The organism is Janibacter melonis, assembly GCF_020567375.1.
Classification (GTDB): domain Bacteria; phylum Actinomycetota; class Actinomycetes; order Actinomycetales; family Dermatophilaceae; genus Marihabitans; species Marihabitans melonis.
Genome location: NZ_JAJBZM010000001.1, coordinates 143,275 through 160,211 on the forward strand (window position 1 = coordinate 143,275; position 16,937 = coordinate 160,211).

The window sequence follows — 16,937 nt, forward strand, 5'->3', positions numbered from 1 at the left end:
GTTGTCCATATGCGTCCCGTGACCGATCTGCAGCGCACGGTGGCCCCCTTCCAGGTGGTCTCCGAGTTCGAGCCCGCCGGCGACCAGCCCGCGGCCATTGCCGAGCTGGCCCGCCGGGTCAACGCGGGGGAGCAGGACGTCGTCCTCCTCGGCGCCACCGGCACCGGCAAGTCGGCGACGACGGCCTGGCTCATCGAGCAGATCCAGCGCCCGACGCTCGTCATGGCGCCGAACAAGACGCTCGCCGCCCAGCTGGCCAACGAGTTCCGCGAGCTGCTGCCCAACAACGCCGTCGAGTACTTCGTCAGCTACTACGACTACTTCCAGCCCGAGGCCTACGTCCCGCAGTCGGACACGTACATCGAGAAGGACAGCTCGATCAACGAGGAGGTCGAGCGGCTGCGTCACTCGGCGACCAACAGCCTGCTCACCCGGCGTGACGTCGTGGTGGTCGCGTCGGTCTCGTGCATCTACGGCCTCGGCACCCCGCAGGAGTACGTCGACCGCATGGTCCGCCTGTCCGTCGGCGACCAGGTCGACCGCGACACCCTGCTGCGCCAGTTCGTCACGATGCAGTACACCCGCAACGACCTCGCCTTCACCCGCGGCACCTTCCGGGTGCGCGGGGACACCATCGAGATCATCCCGGTCTACGAGGAGCACGCGATCCGCATCGAGCTCTTCGGCGACGAGGTGGAGCGCGTCTACACCCTCCACCCGCTGACCGGCGAGGTGATCCGCGAGGAGCAGGAGATGTACGTCTTCCCGGCGACCCACTACGTCGCCGGGCCCGAGCGCATGGAGCGCGCGATCGTCGGCATCGAGCACGAGCTCGAGGAGCAGCTCAAGGTCTTCGAGAGCCAGGGCAAGATGCTCGAGGCGCAGCGGTTGCGCATGCGCACGACGTACGACATCGAGATGATGCGCCAGGTCGGCAGCTGCTCGGGCATCGAGAACTACTCGATGCACATCGACGGCCGCCAGCCCGGGTCCGCGCCGAACTGCCTGCTCGACTACTTCCCCGAGGACTTCGCACTCGTCATCGACGAGTCGCACGTCACCGTGCCCCAGATCGGCGCGATGTACGAGGGCGACGCCTCGCGCAAGCGCACCCTCGTCGACCACGGCTTCCGGCTGCCGAGCGCCATGGACAACCGACCGCTGACGTGGGAGGAGTTCCTCGAGCGCACCGGTCAGACCGTCTACCTCTCGGCGACCCCCGGCGACTACGAGATGGCCAAGAGCGACGGCGTCGTCGAGCAGATCATCCGCCCGACCGGGCTCGTCGACCCCGAGATCGTCCTCAAGCCGACGAAGGGGCAGATCGACGACCTCCTCGACGAGATCCGCACCCGCACCGAGCGTGACGAGCGCGTGCTCGTCACGACGCTGACGAAGAAGATGGCCGAGGACCTCACCGACTACCTCCTCGACAAGGGCGTGCGGGTGCGCTACCTGCACTCCGACATCGACACCCTGCGCCGCGTCGAGCTGCTGCGCGAGCTGCGGCTCGGCGAGTACGACGTCCTCGTCGGCATCAACCTCCTGCGCGAGGGTCTCGACCTGCCCGAGGTCTCGCTCGTCGCCATCCTCGACGCCGACAAGGAGGGCTTCCTGCGCAGCAGCCGCTCGCTCATCCAGACGATCGGTCGCGCGGCGCGCAACGTCTCCGGTCAGGTGCACATGTACGCCGACAACATCACCGACTCGATGCAGCACGCGATCGACGAGACCCACCGGCGGCGCGAGAAGCAGATCGCCTACAACACCGAGCGCGGCATCGACCCGCAGCCGCTGCGCAAGAAGATCGCCGACATCACCGACATCCTGGGCCGTGAGGACGCCGACACCGACGCCCTCATCGGCTCGGGTCGCACCCAGTCGCGCGGCAAGACCTCGCGCAGCGCGAAGGGGGCGCCCGCCGGCGGCAACCGCGGCAAGGACCTGCCCAGCGGCGAGCTCGCCAGCCTCATCCAGGACCTCACCGACCAGATGCACCAGGCGGCGACCGACCTTCACTTCGAGCTCGCGGCCCGCCTGCGCGACGAGATCTCCGACCTCAAGAAGGAGCTGCGTCAGATGACGCAGGCGACCGGCTGAGGGGACTTCGCACAGGTGAGCCGGGCCCGACCGTCGGGCCCACGGGGTGGGCTCCGGTCGTCACGGGCCCGACGCATCTGCGACGATGGTCTGCGCGGAGGGGAGTATCCCCACGCGGTGTCCTCGTCAGCACGGCACCTCGGCCCCCTTCGGCCGGGAGGCCCGGGGTACCGGCCCCTGGGTGGGAGAGACCTCCGGACATGACCGAACCCTGTCCGGAAGGCGACCCCAGCACGTGACATCGATCCCCGCCAGCATCCCTGGCATCGCACCGAGCATCATCAGCGGCGGCACCATGGACGTGCCGACCTGGGTCTGGCTCCTCACCCTCGGCGTGGCCGCAGCGGTGCTGATGTTCGACGTCGTCCTCATCGCTCGCCGGCCGCACGTGCCGTCGAACAAGGAGGTCGGCACGACCCTCGCCGTGTACGTCTCGGCCGCCATCCTCTTCGGCCTGGGCATCTGGTGGGCCGAGGGCAGCACCCGCGCGGGTGAGTTCTACGCCGGCTGGCTCACCGAGTACTCGTTGTCGATCGACAACCTCTTCATCTTCCTCATCATCATGGCGAGCTTCCAGGTGCCGGCGAAGTACCAGCAGATCGCCCTCATGTGGGGCATCATCATCGCCATCGTGCTGCGCACGATCTTCATCTTCGTCGGCGCCGCGGCGATCAACCGCTTCTCCTGGGTCTTCTACATCTTCGGCGCCTTTCTCATCTACACGGCGATCAAGCTCGCGGTGCAGAAGGACGACGACGACGAGGAGTTCGAGGAGAACCGTTTCCTCAAGTACATGGAGAAGACGATCCCCTCCACCAAGGAGTGGAGCGCGAAGGTCTTCACCAAGGAGAACGGCAAGCGGGTCGCCACCCCGATCTTCTTCGTCATCCTCGCGCTGGGCATGACCGACCTGCTCTTCGCGCTGGACTCCATCCCGGCGATCTACGGCCTGACCAAGGAGCCGTACATCGTCCTCACGGCCAACCTCTTCGCCCTCATGGGTCTGCGGCAGCTGTACTTCCTCATCGGTGGTCTGCTGAAGAAGCTCGTCTACCTGAGCATCGGCCTGGCGGTGCTGCTCGCCTTCATCGGCGTCAAGCTCATCCTCCACGCCCTGCACGAGAACGAGCTGCCCTTCATCAACGGCGGCGAGCACATCCCGGTCCCCGAGATCCCGATCTCGGTCTCCCTGGGCGCCATCGTCGTCATCCTCGGCATCACGACCGTCGCGAGCCTGCTGAAGACCCGCAAGGACGAGCGTCAGGGCGTCGAGAGCTGACCCGCCCCACCCGTCACCAGTTTCTCGGGTGACCCGATAAACCCCGGCTCAGCATGGGTAAGGAACTCGTGCTGAGCCGGGGTTTGTCATGTCGAGCGCGCGAGGAGGTGGGTGCGGACGCCCGACGCTGGAGCTCACCTGCCAGCGAGCCTCACCGGTCACCAGTTTCTCGGGTGACCCGATAAACCCCGGCTCGGCAAGAGAAAGAAACTCGTGCGAAGCCGGGGTTTGTCATGTCGAGCGGACGAAGGGGGAGGGGCCCGCCCGACCGAGCGAAGGGGAAGGAACTCACCTGTCCGGCCGAGGGGGAGCGAGCCCATCTGTCCGACCGAAGGGGCAGGCGGACCGACCCGGCGACGGGCACCCCCTTCGCCCGGGACGGCTAGGCGCCGGTCTCGGTGAGGTGGGCGGGGGTCTCGCCCTCGGAGCGCTCCCGAGGTCGGCCGAGGACGAGGACGCTGGCGACGACGACGAGCGACATGCCGACGAGCTGCGGCCCTGAGAGGACCTGGCCGAGGACGACGAGGCCCGCGAGGGCCGCGACCGCAGGCTCGAGGCTGAGCAGGATCCCGAAGACCGTCGCGCTCATCCGACGCAGCGCGAGCAGCTCCAGCGAGTACGGCAGCACCGAGCTGAGCAGCGCCAGGCCCAGCCCCTTGAGCAGGTGCTCCGCGGTGACCGTGTGCCACCCGAGGGCACCCGCGGGCAGCACGACGACCATGGCGACGACCATGGCCAGGCTCAGCCCGTCGAGCCGGTCGAAGACGGCGCCGGTCCGTGAAGAGCACACGATGTACGCCGCCCAGAAGCCTCCCGCGAGCAGGGCGAGACCGATGCCCCGCCAGCTGAGCTCGGACAGCGGCAGGTGGGTGACCTCGGAGACGAGGACGACGCCGACCGCCGCGACGGCGACCGCACCGAGGTCACGGACGCGGCGCGACCCGGCAGCGGCGAGGAGCAGCGGGCCGACGAACTCGAAGGTCACGGCGACCCCGATCGGCAGGTAGGCCAGCGAGGCGTAGAAGGCCCAGTTCATCCCGCCGAGCGCGACACCGAAGAGCAGCACGGTGCGCCAGGCTGCGGGGGAGTGGCCGAGCAGGCGGGGCCGGGCGAGGACGAGCATGATCGCCGCGGCGAAGACGAGGCGCAGGAGCACGGACGTGCTCGCGCCGACCTCGGGGACGAGGGTCGCGGCAAGGGCCCCGCCGAACTGGACGGACAGGACCCCGCCGAGGACGAGGAGAGGTGCCGGGACGGCGTCGGCGCGGCTCACCAGCCCCGCTCGCGCCAATCGTCGAGGTGGGGCCGCTCGGCACCGATCGTCGAGTCGGCACCGTGCCCGGGGTAGAAGTGCGTGTCGTCGTCGTAGACCCCGAAGAGCCGCTCGACGACGTCGCCGTAGAGCAGCTCGAAGCTCTGCCCCTCCATCTTCGTGTTGCCCACCCCGCCGGGGAAGAGCGTGTCGCCGGTGAAGAGGTGGGTCGAGCCCTGCGGGTCGCGGTAGGCCAGGGCGACCGAGCCGGGGGTGTGCCCGCGCAGGTGCGAGACCTCGAGCACGACGTCGCCGAAGCGCACCTCGTCGCCATGGCGCAGCAGGTGGTCGGGGGCCACGGGCAGCCCGACGGCGTCGTCGACGCCGGCGTAGGTCTCGGCGCCGGTCTCACGGGCCACCTCGGGCAGGGCCCGGTGGTGGTCCCAGTGCTGGTGGGTCGTCACGAGGTGCCCGAGCGAGCCCCCGCCGAGCGCGACGAGCGCGAGGCAGCGCTCGGCCTCGTCGGCGGCGTCGACGAGCAGCTGCTCGCCGGTCGAGCGGCAGGTGAGCAGGTAGACGTTGTTGTGCATCTGCGACACCGACATCTTGCGGATCGTCAGCGCCGGCAGCTCGCGCACGTGCACGGGCCCGCCCGGGGTGACCTCGCCGGTGTACTCGTGGGTCTCGGTCAGCGTCTCGCTCATGGCGGCACGCTACCGCCGCCCGCCCGGCCGTGGGACCGGGCGTCCGGCGCCCGCCCTGCCGGGCCGAGGACCCGGGCGAAGGGGGAGCCTCAGGCGGTCGCGGTGGCCCGGGCCTTCGCGTCGGCGAGGTGGTAGGCCGCGCCGATGAGGGTGAGGTGCGAGAAGGCCTGGGGGAAGTTGCCCGCCTGCCTGTCGTGCTCGGTGTCGTACTCCTCCGCGACGAGGCCGACGTCGTTGAGCAGCCCGACGAGCCGGCCCATGAGCTCCTCGGCCCGCTCCACCTGGCCGGTCACCGCGAGCGCGCTGACGAGCCACCACGAGCAGGCGAGGAAGGGGTGCTCGTCGCCGGCGAGCCCGTCGACACCGGTCTCCGTGCGGTAGCGCAGGAGGAATCCGCCGCGCATGAGGTCGTGCTCGACCGCCGCGATCGTGCCGTGCACCCGCGGGTCCTCCGGCGGCAGGAAGCCGACGAGCGGGATGAGCAGCAGCGAGGCGTCGACCTCGTCGGTGTCGTAGTGCTGGGTGAAGGTCTGGCGCTCCTCGCTCCACCCCCGCTCGCACACCTCGGCGTGCACGCGGTCGCGCAGCGTCCGCCAGGTCTCGACGTCGCCGCTCAGCCCGTGCTCCTCGACGGCGCGGATGGCGCGGTCGAAGGCGGCCCAGACCATGACCCGGCTGTGGGTGAAGTGCCGCAGCGGGCCGCGGATCTCCCACAGCCCGTTGTCCGGCTCGTCCCAGTGGGTGGCCAGGGTGTCGACGAGGGCCCGCTGGATGGCCCAGGACTGGTGCGACTCCTCGAGCCCGAGCTCGCGGGCGTCCTCCAGGGCGATCATCACCTCGCCGAGGACGTCGGTCTGCTTCTGGTCGACGGCCCCGTTGCCGATGCGCACCGGCCGGCTGCCCGCGTACCCGGGCAGGTGGTCGAGCTCGCGCTCGGGCAGCTCGCGGCCGCCGTCGACCGCGTACATGATCTGCATGTCCTCGGGGTCGCCGGCGACGGCACGCACGAGCCAGTCGCGCCACAGCTTCGCCGTGCCGACGTAGCCCGACTGCAGGAGCGCCTCGAGGGTGAGCGAGGCGTCACGCAGCCAGCAGTAGCGGTAGTCCCAGTTGCGCACCCCGCCGAAGTCCTCGGGCAGGCTCGTCGTCGGCGCCGCGACGATGCCGCCGCGACGGGTGTCGGTGAGCAGGCGCAGCACGAGCAGCGAGCGGACGACGGCCTCGCGGTGCGGCCCTTCGTAGGTGCACCGGCTCGCCCACTCGCTCGACCGCGCGACGGTCGCCTCGACCCGTCCGCCGACGTCGAGCGCCGGGGGCACCTGCTTCCACGACGAGAACCACGTGAGCGTGAAGTCCAGCGTCTCGCCCGCGCGCACCTCGAAGCGGTCGCGGTGGTGGTGGTCGTCGGGGTGCGGCAGCCGGCTGCCGCGCAGGACGAGCATGTCGGGCCCGGCGATCGCCGTGAGGAGGTCGTCGCCGTGGTGCGTCGTGTGGGTCACCCACGGGGTGACCTTGCCGTAGGCGAAGCGCACGACCCACTCGTGCTCCATCTCGACGGTGCCGGACACCCCTTCGACCCGGCGGATGATGTCGGCCCGGTTGTCGCCGAGCGGCATGAGATCGGTCACCCGGACGGTCCCGGACGCCGTCTCGTGGGTCGTCTCGAGGACGAAGGAGTCGCCGCGATAGCTGCGCGTGGTGCGCGCCTCGCCGACCGGGCCGATGAGCCAGCGGCCGTGCTCGGGGGTGCCGAGCAGCGCGGTGAAGCACGACGGCGAGTCGAAGCGGGGGAAGCAGAGCCAGTCGATCGACCCCCCGCGGCTGACGAGGGCGACGGTCTCGGTGTCGCCGATGACGGCGTACTCCTCGATCGGTGTGCTCATCCGCTCACCCTACGGGGGGCCGCCGAGGGGGCCGCAGACGCAACGCTGTCGGTGGCGAGACATAAAGTTGTGGCCGTGACTTCCGCACCCCACGCCCGGCACGGCTCTGCCCTGCACGACCAGCTCGTCGTGCGAGGCGCCCGCGAGCACAACCTCAAGGACGTCTCGATCGAGATCCCGCGGGACAGCCTCGTCGTCTTCACCGGTCTGTCCGGGTCGGGCAAGTCCTCGATGGCCTTCGACACGATCTTCGCCGAGGGCCAGCGCCGCTACGTCGAGTCCCTGTCCGCCTACGCCCGTCAGTTCCTCGGCCAGATGGACAAGCCCGACGTCGACTTCATCGAGGGCCTGTCCCCGGCGGTCTCGATCGACCAGAAGTCGACGAACCGCAACCCCCGCTCCACCGTCGGCACGATCACCGAGGTCTACGACTACCTGCGCCTGCTCTTCGCCCGCGCCGGCCGCCCGCACTGCCCCCGCTGCGGCGAGCCGATCACCCGGCAGAGCCCGCAGCAGATCGTCGACCGCCTCCTCGAGCTGCCCGAGGGCACCCGCTTCCAGGTCCTCGCGCCCGTCGTCCGCGCGCGCAAGGGCGAGTTCGTCGACCTCTTCTCCGAGCTGCAGACGAAGGGGTACAGCCGCGCCCGCGTCGACGGCACCGTCGTCAGCCTCACCGACCCGCCGAAGCTCGAGAAGCAGGTCAAGCACACCATCGAGGTCGTCGTCGACCGTCTCGTGGCGAAGGGGGCGGAGCGCACCGCCCAGCGTCGCCTCACCGACTCCGTCGAGACCGCGCTGCGCCTCGCCGACGGCATCGTCGTCGTCGAGTTCGTCGACGCGCCGGTCGACGCCGACGAGCCGGGGGAGCGACCCGCACCGCTCGACGCGCAGGGCGAGCCGCTGCCGCGCGAGCGCCGCTACTCCGAGCGGATGGCCTGCCCGAACGACCACCCCATCGAGATGGACGAGGTCGAGCCGCGCTCCTTCTCCTTCAACTCCCCCTTCGGCGCCTGCCCGCACTGCACCGGCATCGGCACCGAGCTCGAGGTCGACCCCGAGCTCGTCGTCCCCGACGAGGACCTCACCCTCGAGGAGGGCGCGATCGCCCCGTGGGCGGCGGGCACCCAGTCCGCCCAGTACTTCCAGCGCACGATGAGCGCCCTCGGCGACGACCTCGGCTTCGACATGAGCACGCCGTGGCGGGCCCTGCCGGAGCGGGCGCGCACCGCGCTGCTCCACGGCCAGAACCACAAGGTGCACGTGCGCTACCGCAACCGCTTCGGCCGCGAGCGCTCGTACTCGACGGGCTTCGAGGGGGCGATCTCCTTCATCCGGCGCCGCCACGGCGAGACCGAGTCCGAGTGGAGCCGCGAGAAGTACCAGGGCTACATGCGCGAGATCCCCTGCCCGCACTGCCGCGGCACGCGCCTGAAGCCCGAGGCCCTCGCGGTCCTCGTCGGCGGTCGCAGCATCGCCGAGGTGTCCTCGCTCTCGATCGCCCAGGCGGCGACCTTCCTCCACGACGTCGACTTCACCCAGCGCGAGCGGGCCATCGCCGAGCAGGTCATCAAGGAGATCAACGCCCGGCTGGGCTTCCTGCTCGACGTCGGCCTGGACTACCTCTCGCTGTCCCGGGCCGCAGCGACTCTCTCCGGCGGCGAGGCCCAGCGGATCCGGCTCGCGACGCAGATCGGGTCCGGTCTCGTCGGCGTGCTCTACGTCCTCGACGAGCCGAGCATCGGGCTGCACCAGCGCGACAACCACCGGCTCATCGAGACCCTCACCCGCCTGCGCGACCTCGGCAACACCCTCATCGTCGTCGAGCACGACGAGGACACCATCGAGGTCGCCGACTGGGTCGTCGACATCGGCCCCGGTGCCGGCGAGCACGGCGGTCGCGTCGTCCACAGCGGCGAGGTCGCCGGGCTGCTCGAGAGCGAGGAGTCGCTCACCGGCAAGTACCTCTCCGGCCGCCTGCAGATCCCCGTGCCGGACGTGCGCCGGCCCCAGCAGCCGGGCCGCGAGGTCACCGTGCGCGGCGCCCGCGAGAACAACCTCCAGGGCGTCGACGTCACCTTCCCCCTCGGCAACCTCATCGCCGTCACCGGTGTGTCGGGCTCGGGCAAGTCGACCCTCGTCAACGACATCCTCTACACGGTCATGGCCAACAAGCTCAACGGCGCCCGCCGCGTGCCGGGACGGCACAAGACCGTCACCGGGCTCGTCGAGAACCTCGACAAGGTGGTCCACGTCGACCAGAGCCCCATCGGTCGCACCCCGCGCTCGAACCCCGCGACGTACACGGGCGTCTTCGACAACGTCCGCAAGCTCTTCGCCGACACCGAGGAGGCGAAGGTCCGCGGCTACCAGCCCGGTCGCTTCTCCTTCAACGTCAAGGGCGGGCGCTGCGACGCGTGCTCGGGCGACGGCACGATCAAGATCGAGATGAACTTCCTGCCCGACGTCTATGTGCCCTGCGAGGTGTGCAACGGCGGGCGCTACAACCGCGAGACCCTCGAGGTCCACTTCAAGGGCAAGACGATCGCCGACGTGCTCGACATGCCGATCGAGGAGGCGGAGGACTTCTTCGCCGCGGTCCCGGCCATTGCCCGGCACATGAAGACCCTCAACTCCGTGGGTCTGGGCTACGTGCGTCTCGGCCAGCCGGCGACGACCCTGTCCGGCGGCGAGGCGCAGCGCGTCAAGCTCGCCTCGGAGCTGCAGAAGCGCTCCAACGGGCGCACGGTCTACGTCCTCGACGAGCCGACGACCGGTCTGCACTTCGAGGACATCCGCAAGCTGCTCCTCGTCCTGCAGGGCCTCGTCGACAAGGGCAACACCGTCATCGTCATCGAGCACAACCTCGACGTCATCAAGAACGCCGACTGGGTCATCGACATGGGTCCCGAGGGCGGCGACGGCGGCGGGCAGGTCGTCGCGACCGGCACGCCGGAGAGCGTCGCGGCGCAGCACGAGCGCACCGGGTCCCACACCGGCCGCTTCCTCGCCAAGGTCCTCGCCCGGCACGACGTCGTCGAGGTCGGCGAGCTCCCCGAGCCGGTCGAGACGACGCCGGCGAAGGGGGCGAAGAAGACCGCGACGAAGAAGGTGGCCGCGAAGAAGGCGACGGCCACGAAGACCGCCCCGAAGAAGGCGACGGCGAAGACCGCCGCGACGAAGAAGGCGGCGACGACGGCCACCCCGGCCCCGGCGCAGATCTCCGGCCGGGCCCAGGCCGCGGCCCGTCGCGCCCGCAAGGCCGGCTGACCCCGCCTCGTCACGACCGCCCGGACCCGACCAGCGGGCACGACGACGGGGCCCCACCGGATGATCCGGTGGGGCCCCGTCGTCAGCGGTGCGGGTGCTCAGTCCTCGCCGAGGTAGGCCTTGCGCACCTCGTCGCTCGTCAGCAGCTCCTCGCCGGTGCCCTCGGTGACGATCTTGCCGACCTCGAGCACGTAGCCCTTCGTCGCGATCTTCAGGGCGGCCCGGGCGTTCTGCTCGACGAGCAGGATCGTCGTGCCCTGCTCCTGCAGGGTCGTCACCGTGCTCATGATGCGCTTCATCATCAACGGCGACAGACCCATCGAGGGCTCGTCGAGCATGAGCAGCTTGGGGCGGCTCATCATCGCCCGGCCCATGGCGAGCATCTGCTGCTCGCCGCCGGAGAAGGTGCCCGCCGGCTGCTTCGAGCGCTCCCCGAGGATGGGGAAGAGCTCGTAGGCGGCCTTGAGGTCCTTGCGGATGCCGTCGTCCTTGCGCCCGTAGGCACCGAGGAGGAGGTTCTCCTCGACGCTCATCCGGGGGAAGATCCGCCGGCCCTCGGGGGAGTGGGCCAGGCCCAGACCCACGATGTCGTGCGCGGGCACGGTGGAGATGTCCTGACCCTGGTAGAGGATCTGGCCAGCCACCGGGCGCAGCAGGCCCGAGATCGTGCGCAGCGTCGTCGTCTTGCCGGCACCGTTGGTGCCGATGAGCGAGACGACGTCGCCCTCGTCGACGGTGAAGGAGATGCCCTTGACCGCCTGGATCTTGCCGTAGGCGACCTTGAGGTCCTTGACCTCGAGCATGGGGCTCATCGGCGCTCCTCCTCGGGCTCGTGCCCCTCGTTCTGCTCGGGCAGCTCGCCCTCGGCGCGCAGCACCTCGATCTCCTCGTCGGTGAGGTCGGACGTGTCGATCTCGTCGTCGTCCGCACCGCCGATGTAGGCCTCGATGACGCGCGGGTCGGACTGGACCTCACCGGGGGAGCCCTCGATGAGGGTCTCGCCCCGGACCAGGCAGAGCACCCGGTCGCAGAGGTTGAAGATGAACCGCATGTCGTGCTCGATGACGACGACGGCCATGCCGAGGTCGCGGATCCGGAAGATGAGGTGCATCGCCTCTTCCGTCTCCTTGGGGTTCATGCCCGCCGTCGGCTCGTCGAGCAGGATGACCTGCGGGTCGGTCGCCAGGGCGCGCGCGATCTCGAGCTTGCGCTGCTCGCCGTAGGGCAGGTTGCGCGCGAGGCTCTCCGCCTTGTGGTCGAGCCCGACGAAGTCGAGCAGCTCGTGCGCGCGACGCAGGCTCTCCGCCTCCTCCTTGCGGAACTTCGGTCCCCGGATGATCGACGTGAAGGCCATCGAGGTCGTGCGGCAGTACCGCCCGACCATGACGTTCTCGAGCGCCGTCATGTTGTTGAAGAGCCGGATGTTCTGGAAGGTGCGCGCCATGCCGGCGGTGACGACCTCACGGGGTCGCGGCGGGAGCCGCTTGCCCTGGAGGGTCACCTCGCCCGAGGTGGGCTTGTACATGCCGGTGAGGCAGTTGAAGAAGGTCGTCTTGCCGGCACCGTTGGGTCCGATGAGACCGACGATCTCGCCCTCGTGGACGGTGAAGGAGACGTTGTTCACGGCCGTGAGACCGCCGAACCTCATGACGATGTCGCGCGCCTCGAGCACGACCTCGCCGGTCTCGGCGGGGGTGCGCTGCGGAGTGTCGCTCACGGTGGTGCTCATCGGGTCTCCTCCTCGATCGCGAGATTGCGGTCCTCGAGGACCTCGGCCAGCTCCTCGTCGTCCTCGTGGAACTCGAGCTGGCGGCGCCTGCTCGCGACGAGGCCCTCGGGGCGGAAGCGCATCATGAGCACGAGCAGCAGCCCGAAGAGCAGCAGCCGGTACTCGCTGAAGAAGCGCAGCTTCTCCGGCATGAGCTTGAGGACCACCGCGCCGAGGATGACGCCGGCGATCGTGCCCATGCCGCCGAGCACGACCGCGGCGAGCAGGAAGGCCGACTCGAGGAACTGGTACTGGTCGGGCGTCACCGAGGTGTCGTAGTGCGCCTTGACCGTGCCCGCGATGCCGGCGAGGAAGGCACCGCCGGCGAAGGCGAGCAGCTTGAGGCCGAAGACGTTGACGCCCATGGCCTCCGCCGCGCGCTCGTCCTCGCGGATGGCGACCCAGCCGCGCCCGATCCGGCTGTTGTTCATCCGCGCGAAGACGAGGATGAAGATGCCGGTGAGCAGGAGCATGAGCAGGTAGTAGTTCGCCGCCCGGCTCAGCTCGATGCCCGCGACGGTGTGGGTCGCCCCGAAGTCGAACCCGAAGATCTTCAGGTTCGGGATCGCGGTGACGCCGTTGGGCCCGTTCGTGAGGTCGGGGCCGTTGTTGCCGTCGAGGTTGAACATCGTCAGACGGAAGATCTCGCCGAACGCCAGGGTGACGATGGCGAGGTAGTCGCCGCTGACCCGCAGCGTCGGCGAGCCGACGATGAGGCCGAGGAAGGCCGAGAAGAGCCCGCCGATGAGCGCGGTGACGATGAAGGGCGGGTGCCAGTCGATCTGCGAGGACGCCGCGCCGGACAGGATCGCGCCGACGTAGGCACCGGCGCCGAGGAAGGCGATGTAGCCGAGGTCGAGCAGACCGGCGAGGCCGACGACGATGTTGAGGCCGATGGCGGTCGTGGCGAAGATGAGCACGCCCGTCGCGATCGACATGTTGATCTCGGACCCGTCCTGGGTGAACGGGAAGAGGAAGGCCGCGGCGAAGGCGCCCAGGGTGAGGACGTGGCGGTGCCGCTGCGCGGCCGCCCCGACGTACCCGAAGAAGCCGGCCTTGGCCAGACCCGTCCCGATGACCCCGACGGTGACGAGGAAGAGGACGAAGACCCACGCGTCGTCGCGCCCGAGGGCGTACGCGGCGATGGCCAGGGCCACCGCGCAGATGATCGCGATGAGCGCGATCTCGACCGTGCTCGGCGCCTTGACCGTGAAGGCGTCACGGGTGGCGACGAGCGGCCGGGCGAGGACGCCGCCGGCGAGGGTGACGAGGGCACCGACGAGGGCGACGTACACCCCTTCGTTGGCGTTGATGAGACCGCCCGCCTGGACCGCGACCCCGACGAGGGAGAGCGCGGCGAAGGCCGTCGACCCGATGCCGAGCGCCAGCAGCGCCGGCCCGGCCGAGAACCAGCCGAGGACGGGGGCGAGCAGGCTGCGCGAGAGCGCGACGACGAGCACGGTGATGCCGAGCAGCATCGCGAAGATCTGCAGGCTCACCGGCCAGAAGCGGATGCTGATGTCGCCGAAGATCGGCTCGTAGGACCAGGACAGCAGACCCGAGACGAGCAGCAGGGCGCCGCCGACGAGACCGAGGATCACCCCGAGGCCGGAGCGGTCCGCCGTGGCCGAGGCCTCGGCGTGCTGGGGGTGCTGAGGAGCTGTGGTTGCGGTGCTCATGCGCGGTCGACCACCTTTGCGCCGAGGAGGCCCTGCGGCCGGAAGACGAGGATGAGGATGAGCAGGGCGAAGGCCCACACGTCCTTCCAGCTGGAGCCGCCGAACTGGTCGAGGCCGAAGGGCAGGAGGGTCGTGTACTGGGTCACGAGGGTCTCGACGACGCCGAGCACGAGCCCGCCGACGATCGCGCCCCAGATGTTGCCGATGCCGCCGAGGACCGCGGCCGTGAAGGCCTTGAGACCGGCGATGAAGCCCATCTTGAAGTTGATGTTCGTGTTGAGCAGGCCCTGCGAGACGCCGGCGATGGCGGCGAGCGCGGCGCCGATGGCGAAGGCCACGACGATGGTGCGGTCGACGTTGATGCCCATGAGGCGGGCGGTGTCGGGGTCCTGCGAGACGGCCTGCATGCCACGACCCGTGCGGGTCTTGGTGACGAAGTAGTAGAGCAGGGCGCCGCAGATGACGAGGCAGGCGATGGTGAAGATCGCCGCGCGCTGGATCGTCACGCCGAAGATCTCGAAGGCCGGGCCGGTGACGACGTCGATCTGCGGGAAGGGGATCTTCTGCTTCGCGCTCGGGAAGTCGAGCGGGTTGGCCTCGGAGACGATGAACGGCCGGTTGTAGAAGAGCCGGACGAACTCCTGGAGGAAGACCGAGATGCCGATGGCCGTGATGAGCGGGGCGAGACGCGGGGCGCCGCGCAGCGGCCGGTAGGCGACGCGCTCGGTGAGGACGGCGACGCCGACCGAGGCGATGATCGCGCCGATGACCATGACTGGCAGGATCCACAGGGCGGTCTGGCCCTGGAAGAGGATGAGGTAGGTGCTCAGCGCGCCGAAGGCGCCGATCATGAAGATCTCGCCGTGAGCGAAGTTGATGAGCTGGACGATGCCGTAGACGACGGTGTACCCGACGGCGATCAGCGCGTAGAGCGAGCCGATCGTCAGCCCGTTCACGAGCTGCTGCAGGAACAGGTCCACGAGGCCTCCTGGGTGTGGGGAGGGACGGGGGAGGGGGCGAGGGTGGCCCCGCGAGGTCGCCGTGGCGACCCGGGGACGGGGCGAGGGCTGTGCGCCCCCGCCCCGTCACCTGCTCGACGGCGAGATGCCGTCGCGCGGGATCACTTCTCGGTGAACTCCTCGGTGGAGACGTCGGTCCACTTGCCGTCCTTGACCTCGTAGGCCGTGAGGACGCGGGTCGTCGTGTCGCCGAACTCGTCGAAGGCGACCTTGCCGGTCGCGCCGTCGAAGGAGACGTCCTTCATCGCGTCGATCGTGGCCTGGCGAGCGCCCTCGACGTCGTCGGCGTCCTTGAGGGAGACCTTCATCGCCTCGATGATCGCGTTGGCCGCGTCGTAGGACTGGGCGCCGTAGGCCTCGTAGGGGTCGGAGTAGCCACCGGCCTCGTAGGCGTCGACGAAGGCCTTGGCCGAGTCGAGCTTCTCGGTCGGGGCGCCGATCGAGGTCGCGAGGTCGCCGTTGCTGTTCTTGCCGGCGAGCTTGACGAACTCGGGGCTGAAGATGCCGTCGCCACCCATGAGCGGGACGTCGAGGCCCTGGGCCTTCATCTGCTGGCTCAGCGGGCCGGCCTGGGGGTACTCGCCGCCGTAGTACACGGCCTTGGGGTTCTTGGCCTTGACCGAGGTGACGACGGCGTCGTACTTGTCGTCGTCGGGGTTGATCGTCTCGGCCGCCACGACCTTGCCGCCGAGCTTCTCGAACTCGGAGGTGAAGGACTCGACGAGACCCTGGCCGTAGGCCTTCTTGTCGTGGATCGTCGCGACCTCCTTGATGCCCGCCTTCTCGAAGAGGTAGCGCGCGGCGAAGGGGCCCTGGACGGCGTCGGTGGTGCAGGTGCGGAAGTAGTTCGCGTACGGCCGCTGCGGGTTGTCGGGGTCCTCGCCCTTGGTGAGGGAGACACCGGTGTTCGCCGGGGAGACCTCGACGATCTTCGCGGTGTTGAGGACCGGGGCGACCGTGCCGGCGACCGAGGAGTTGAGCGTGCCGACGACGCCGATGACGTCCTTGTCGCCCGCGAGCTTGGAGGCGGCGTTCTTGCCGACGTCGGGGTTGGCCTGGTCGTCCTCGGCCGCGACCTCGATCTTCCAGCCCTCGAGCTCACCGGACTCGTTGGCCTCCTTGACCGCGAGGTCGACGGAGTTCTCGATGCCCTTGCCGAGGGCGGACAGGTCGCCCGACAGGGGCGCGATGACACCGATCTTGACGACCTTCTCGTCGCCACCGCCGCCGCTGCCCGCGCCGTCGCCGCCACCGTCGCCACCGCGGGTCCCGCAGGCGGACAGTGCCATCGACATCGCGAGGAGCGTGGCCCCTGCTGAGATGACGGATCGCTTGGTCACGTTTCCTCCAGATGAAGAGATGCCGGGTCGTGCCCGGTGATCCACGACTGGCTCGTGGGCTGGCGTCAAGGTAGTGCGGTTCGTCGTCGGGCTGACCTCCCCATGCACGCACCGTGTCCGACCTGTTACCAGCGACGTCCTCCCAGGACCTGCACAGGCCGTTCGGGGCTCGTCCCTTGACAGCACTGCCAGGGTGGCGGCGTGAGCATCCACGAGCAGCCCCTGACCCGTCGTGCCGCCCTCGTCGTGCCCGCCGGCGGCGTCCTCGCCCTCTCCGCGTGCGGGGGTGACGGCGGGGGCTCGGGCGAGAGCACGAGCTCCTCGGCCGGCTCCGGTGACGGGGCCGCCGCGGGCGGGATGTCGGTGCCGACGGCGGACGTGCCCGTCGGCGGCGGGGTCGTCCAGGACCGCGTCGTCGTCACCCAGCCCACCGAGGGCGAGTTCAAGGCCTTCGACGCGACCTGCCCGCACCAGGGCTGCGCGGTGGCGAAGGTCGAGTCCGGCACGATCACCTGCCCGTGCCACGGCAGCACCTTCGACGCCAGCACGGGCGACGTCACGGGCGGGCCCGCGCAGAAGGGGCTCACCGCGAAGGAGGCCACGGTCGACGGGGACACCGTCACCGTCGCCTGAGGGTCACCCCCTT

General features: G+C 69.9%; 12 protein-coding genes. 4 read left to right on the forward strand and 8 right to left on the reverse strand.

Annotated features, from left to right (window positions below; all coding sequences use genetic code 11):
* Positions 1-9: 9 nt before the first annotated feature.
* Positions 10-2,100, forward strand: a complete 2,091-nt coding sequence (gene uvrB, locus LIV55_RS00640) for an excinuclease ABC subunit UvrB (RefSeq protein WP_068276044.1) — start codon at positions 10-12, stop codon at positions 2,098-2,100.
* Positions 2,101-2,395: 295 nt separating this feature from the next.
* A complete protein-coding gene (locus LIV55_RS00645; protein WP_229299541.1) occupies positions 2,396-3,379 on the forward strand; it encodes a TerC family protein in 984 nt (327 codons plus the stop codon).
* Between the two features lie 382 nt (positions 3,380-3,761).
* Here the strand turns inward: LIV55_RS00645 and LIV55_RS00650 are convergent, their stop codons facing one another.
* From LIV55_RS00650 to LIV55_RS00660, 3 genes are all read right to left on the reverse strand, one after another.
* Positions 3,762-4,652: an EamA family transporter gene (locus tag LIV55_RS00650; RefSeq protein ID WP_229298889.1), complete on the reverse strand. Its 891-nt coding sequence runs from the start codon at positions 4,650-4,652 to the stop codon at positions 3,762-3,764.
* Positions 4,649-5,335 carry an MBL fold metallo-hydrolase gene (locus LIV55_RS00655; protein ID WP_229298890.1) on the reverse strand — a complete coding sequence of 229 codons (687 nt, stop codon included), beginning with the start codon at positions 5,333-5,335 and terminating at the stop codon, positions 4,649-4,651. The genes LIV55_RS00650 and LIV55_RS00655 overlap by 4 nt, the downstream gene beginning before the upstream one ends.
* 89 nt (positions 5,336-5,424) lie before the next feature.
* Complete coding sequence (locus LIV55_RS00660; RefSeq protein WP_229298891.1) at positions 5,425-7,218, reverse strand: glycoside hydrolase family 15 protein; 1,794 nt, start codon at positions 7,216-7,218, stop codon at positions 5,425-5,427.
* 75 nt (positions 7,219-7,293) lie between these two features.
* Here LIV55_RS00660 and uvrA point away from each other — a divergent pair, with 75 nt between their 5' ends.
* Positions 7,294-10,485, forward strand: coding sequence for an excinuclease ABC subunit UvrA (gene uvrA / locus LIV55_RS00665; RefSeq protein WP_229298892.1), 3,192 nt, complete (start codon positions 7,294-7,296; stop codon positions 10,483-10,485).
* 98 nt (positions 10,486-10,583) lie between these two features.
* On the opposite strand, the gene LIV55_RS00670 is transcribed toward uvrA, so the two are convergent.
* The 5 genes from LIV55_RS00670 to LIV55_RS00690 form a co-directional block, all read right to left on the reverse strand.
* The gene (locus tag LIV55_RS00670) at positions 10,584-11,288 is read right to left on the reverse strand and encodes an ABC transporter ATP-binding protein (protein ID WP_240341679.1); all 705 of its coding nucleotides are present in this window, start codon (positions 11,286-11,288) and stop codon (positions 10,584-10,586) included.
* A gap of 5 nt (positions 11,289-11,293) precedes the next feature.
* Positions 11,294-12,214, reverse strand: a complete 921-nt coding sequence (locus LIV55_RS00675) for an ABC transporter ATP-binding protein (RefSeq protein WP_083968863.1) — start codon at positions 12,212-12,214, stop codon at positions 11,294-11,296.
* Positions 12,211-13,932, reverse strand: coding sequence for a branched-chain amino acid ABC transporter permease (locus LIV55_RS00680; RefSeq protein WP_229298893.1), 1,722 nt, complete (start codon positions 13,930-13,932; stop codon positions 12,211-12,213). The genes LIV55_RS00675 and LIV55_RS00680 overlap by 4 nt, the downstream gene beginning before the upstream one ends.
* Positions 13,929-14,912 carry a branched-chain amino acid ABC transporter permease gene (locus LIV55_RS00685; RefSeq protein ID WP_123091694.1) on the reverse strand — a complete coding sequence of 328 codons (984 nt, stop codon included), beginning with the start codon at positions 14,910-14,912 and terminating at the stop codon, positions 13,929-13,931. Before LIV55_RS00685 ends, LIV55_RS00680 begins: the two co-directional genes overlap by 4 nt.
* 140 nt (positions 14,913-15,052) lie before the next feature.
* Entirely contained in the window at positions 15,053-16,291 is a 1,239-nt protein-coding gene (locus tag LIV55_RS00690) for a branched-chain amino acid ABC transporter substrate-binding protein (protein WP_068276026.1), read from the reverse strand.
* 201 nt (positions 16,292-16,492) lie between these two features.
* Here LIV55_RS00690 and LIV55_RS00695 point away from each other — a divergent pair, with 201 nt between their 5' ends.
* Positions 16,493-16,924, forward strand: coding sequence for a Rieske (2Fe-2S) protein (locus LIV55_RS00695; protein WP_224767063.1), 432 nt, complete (start codon positions 16,493-16,495; stop codon positions 16,922-16,924).
* The last annotated feature ends 13 nt before the right edge of the window (positions 16,925-16,937 follow it).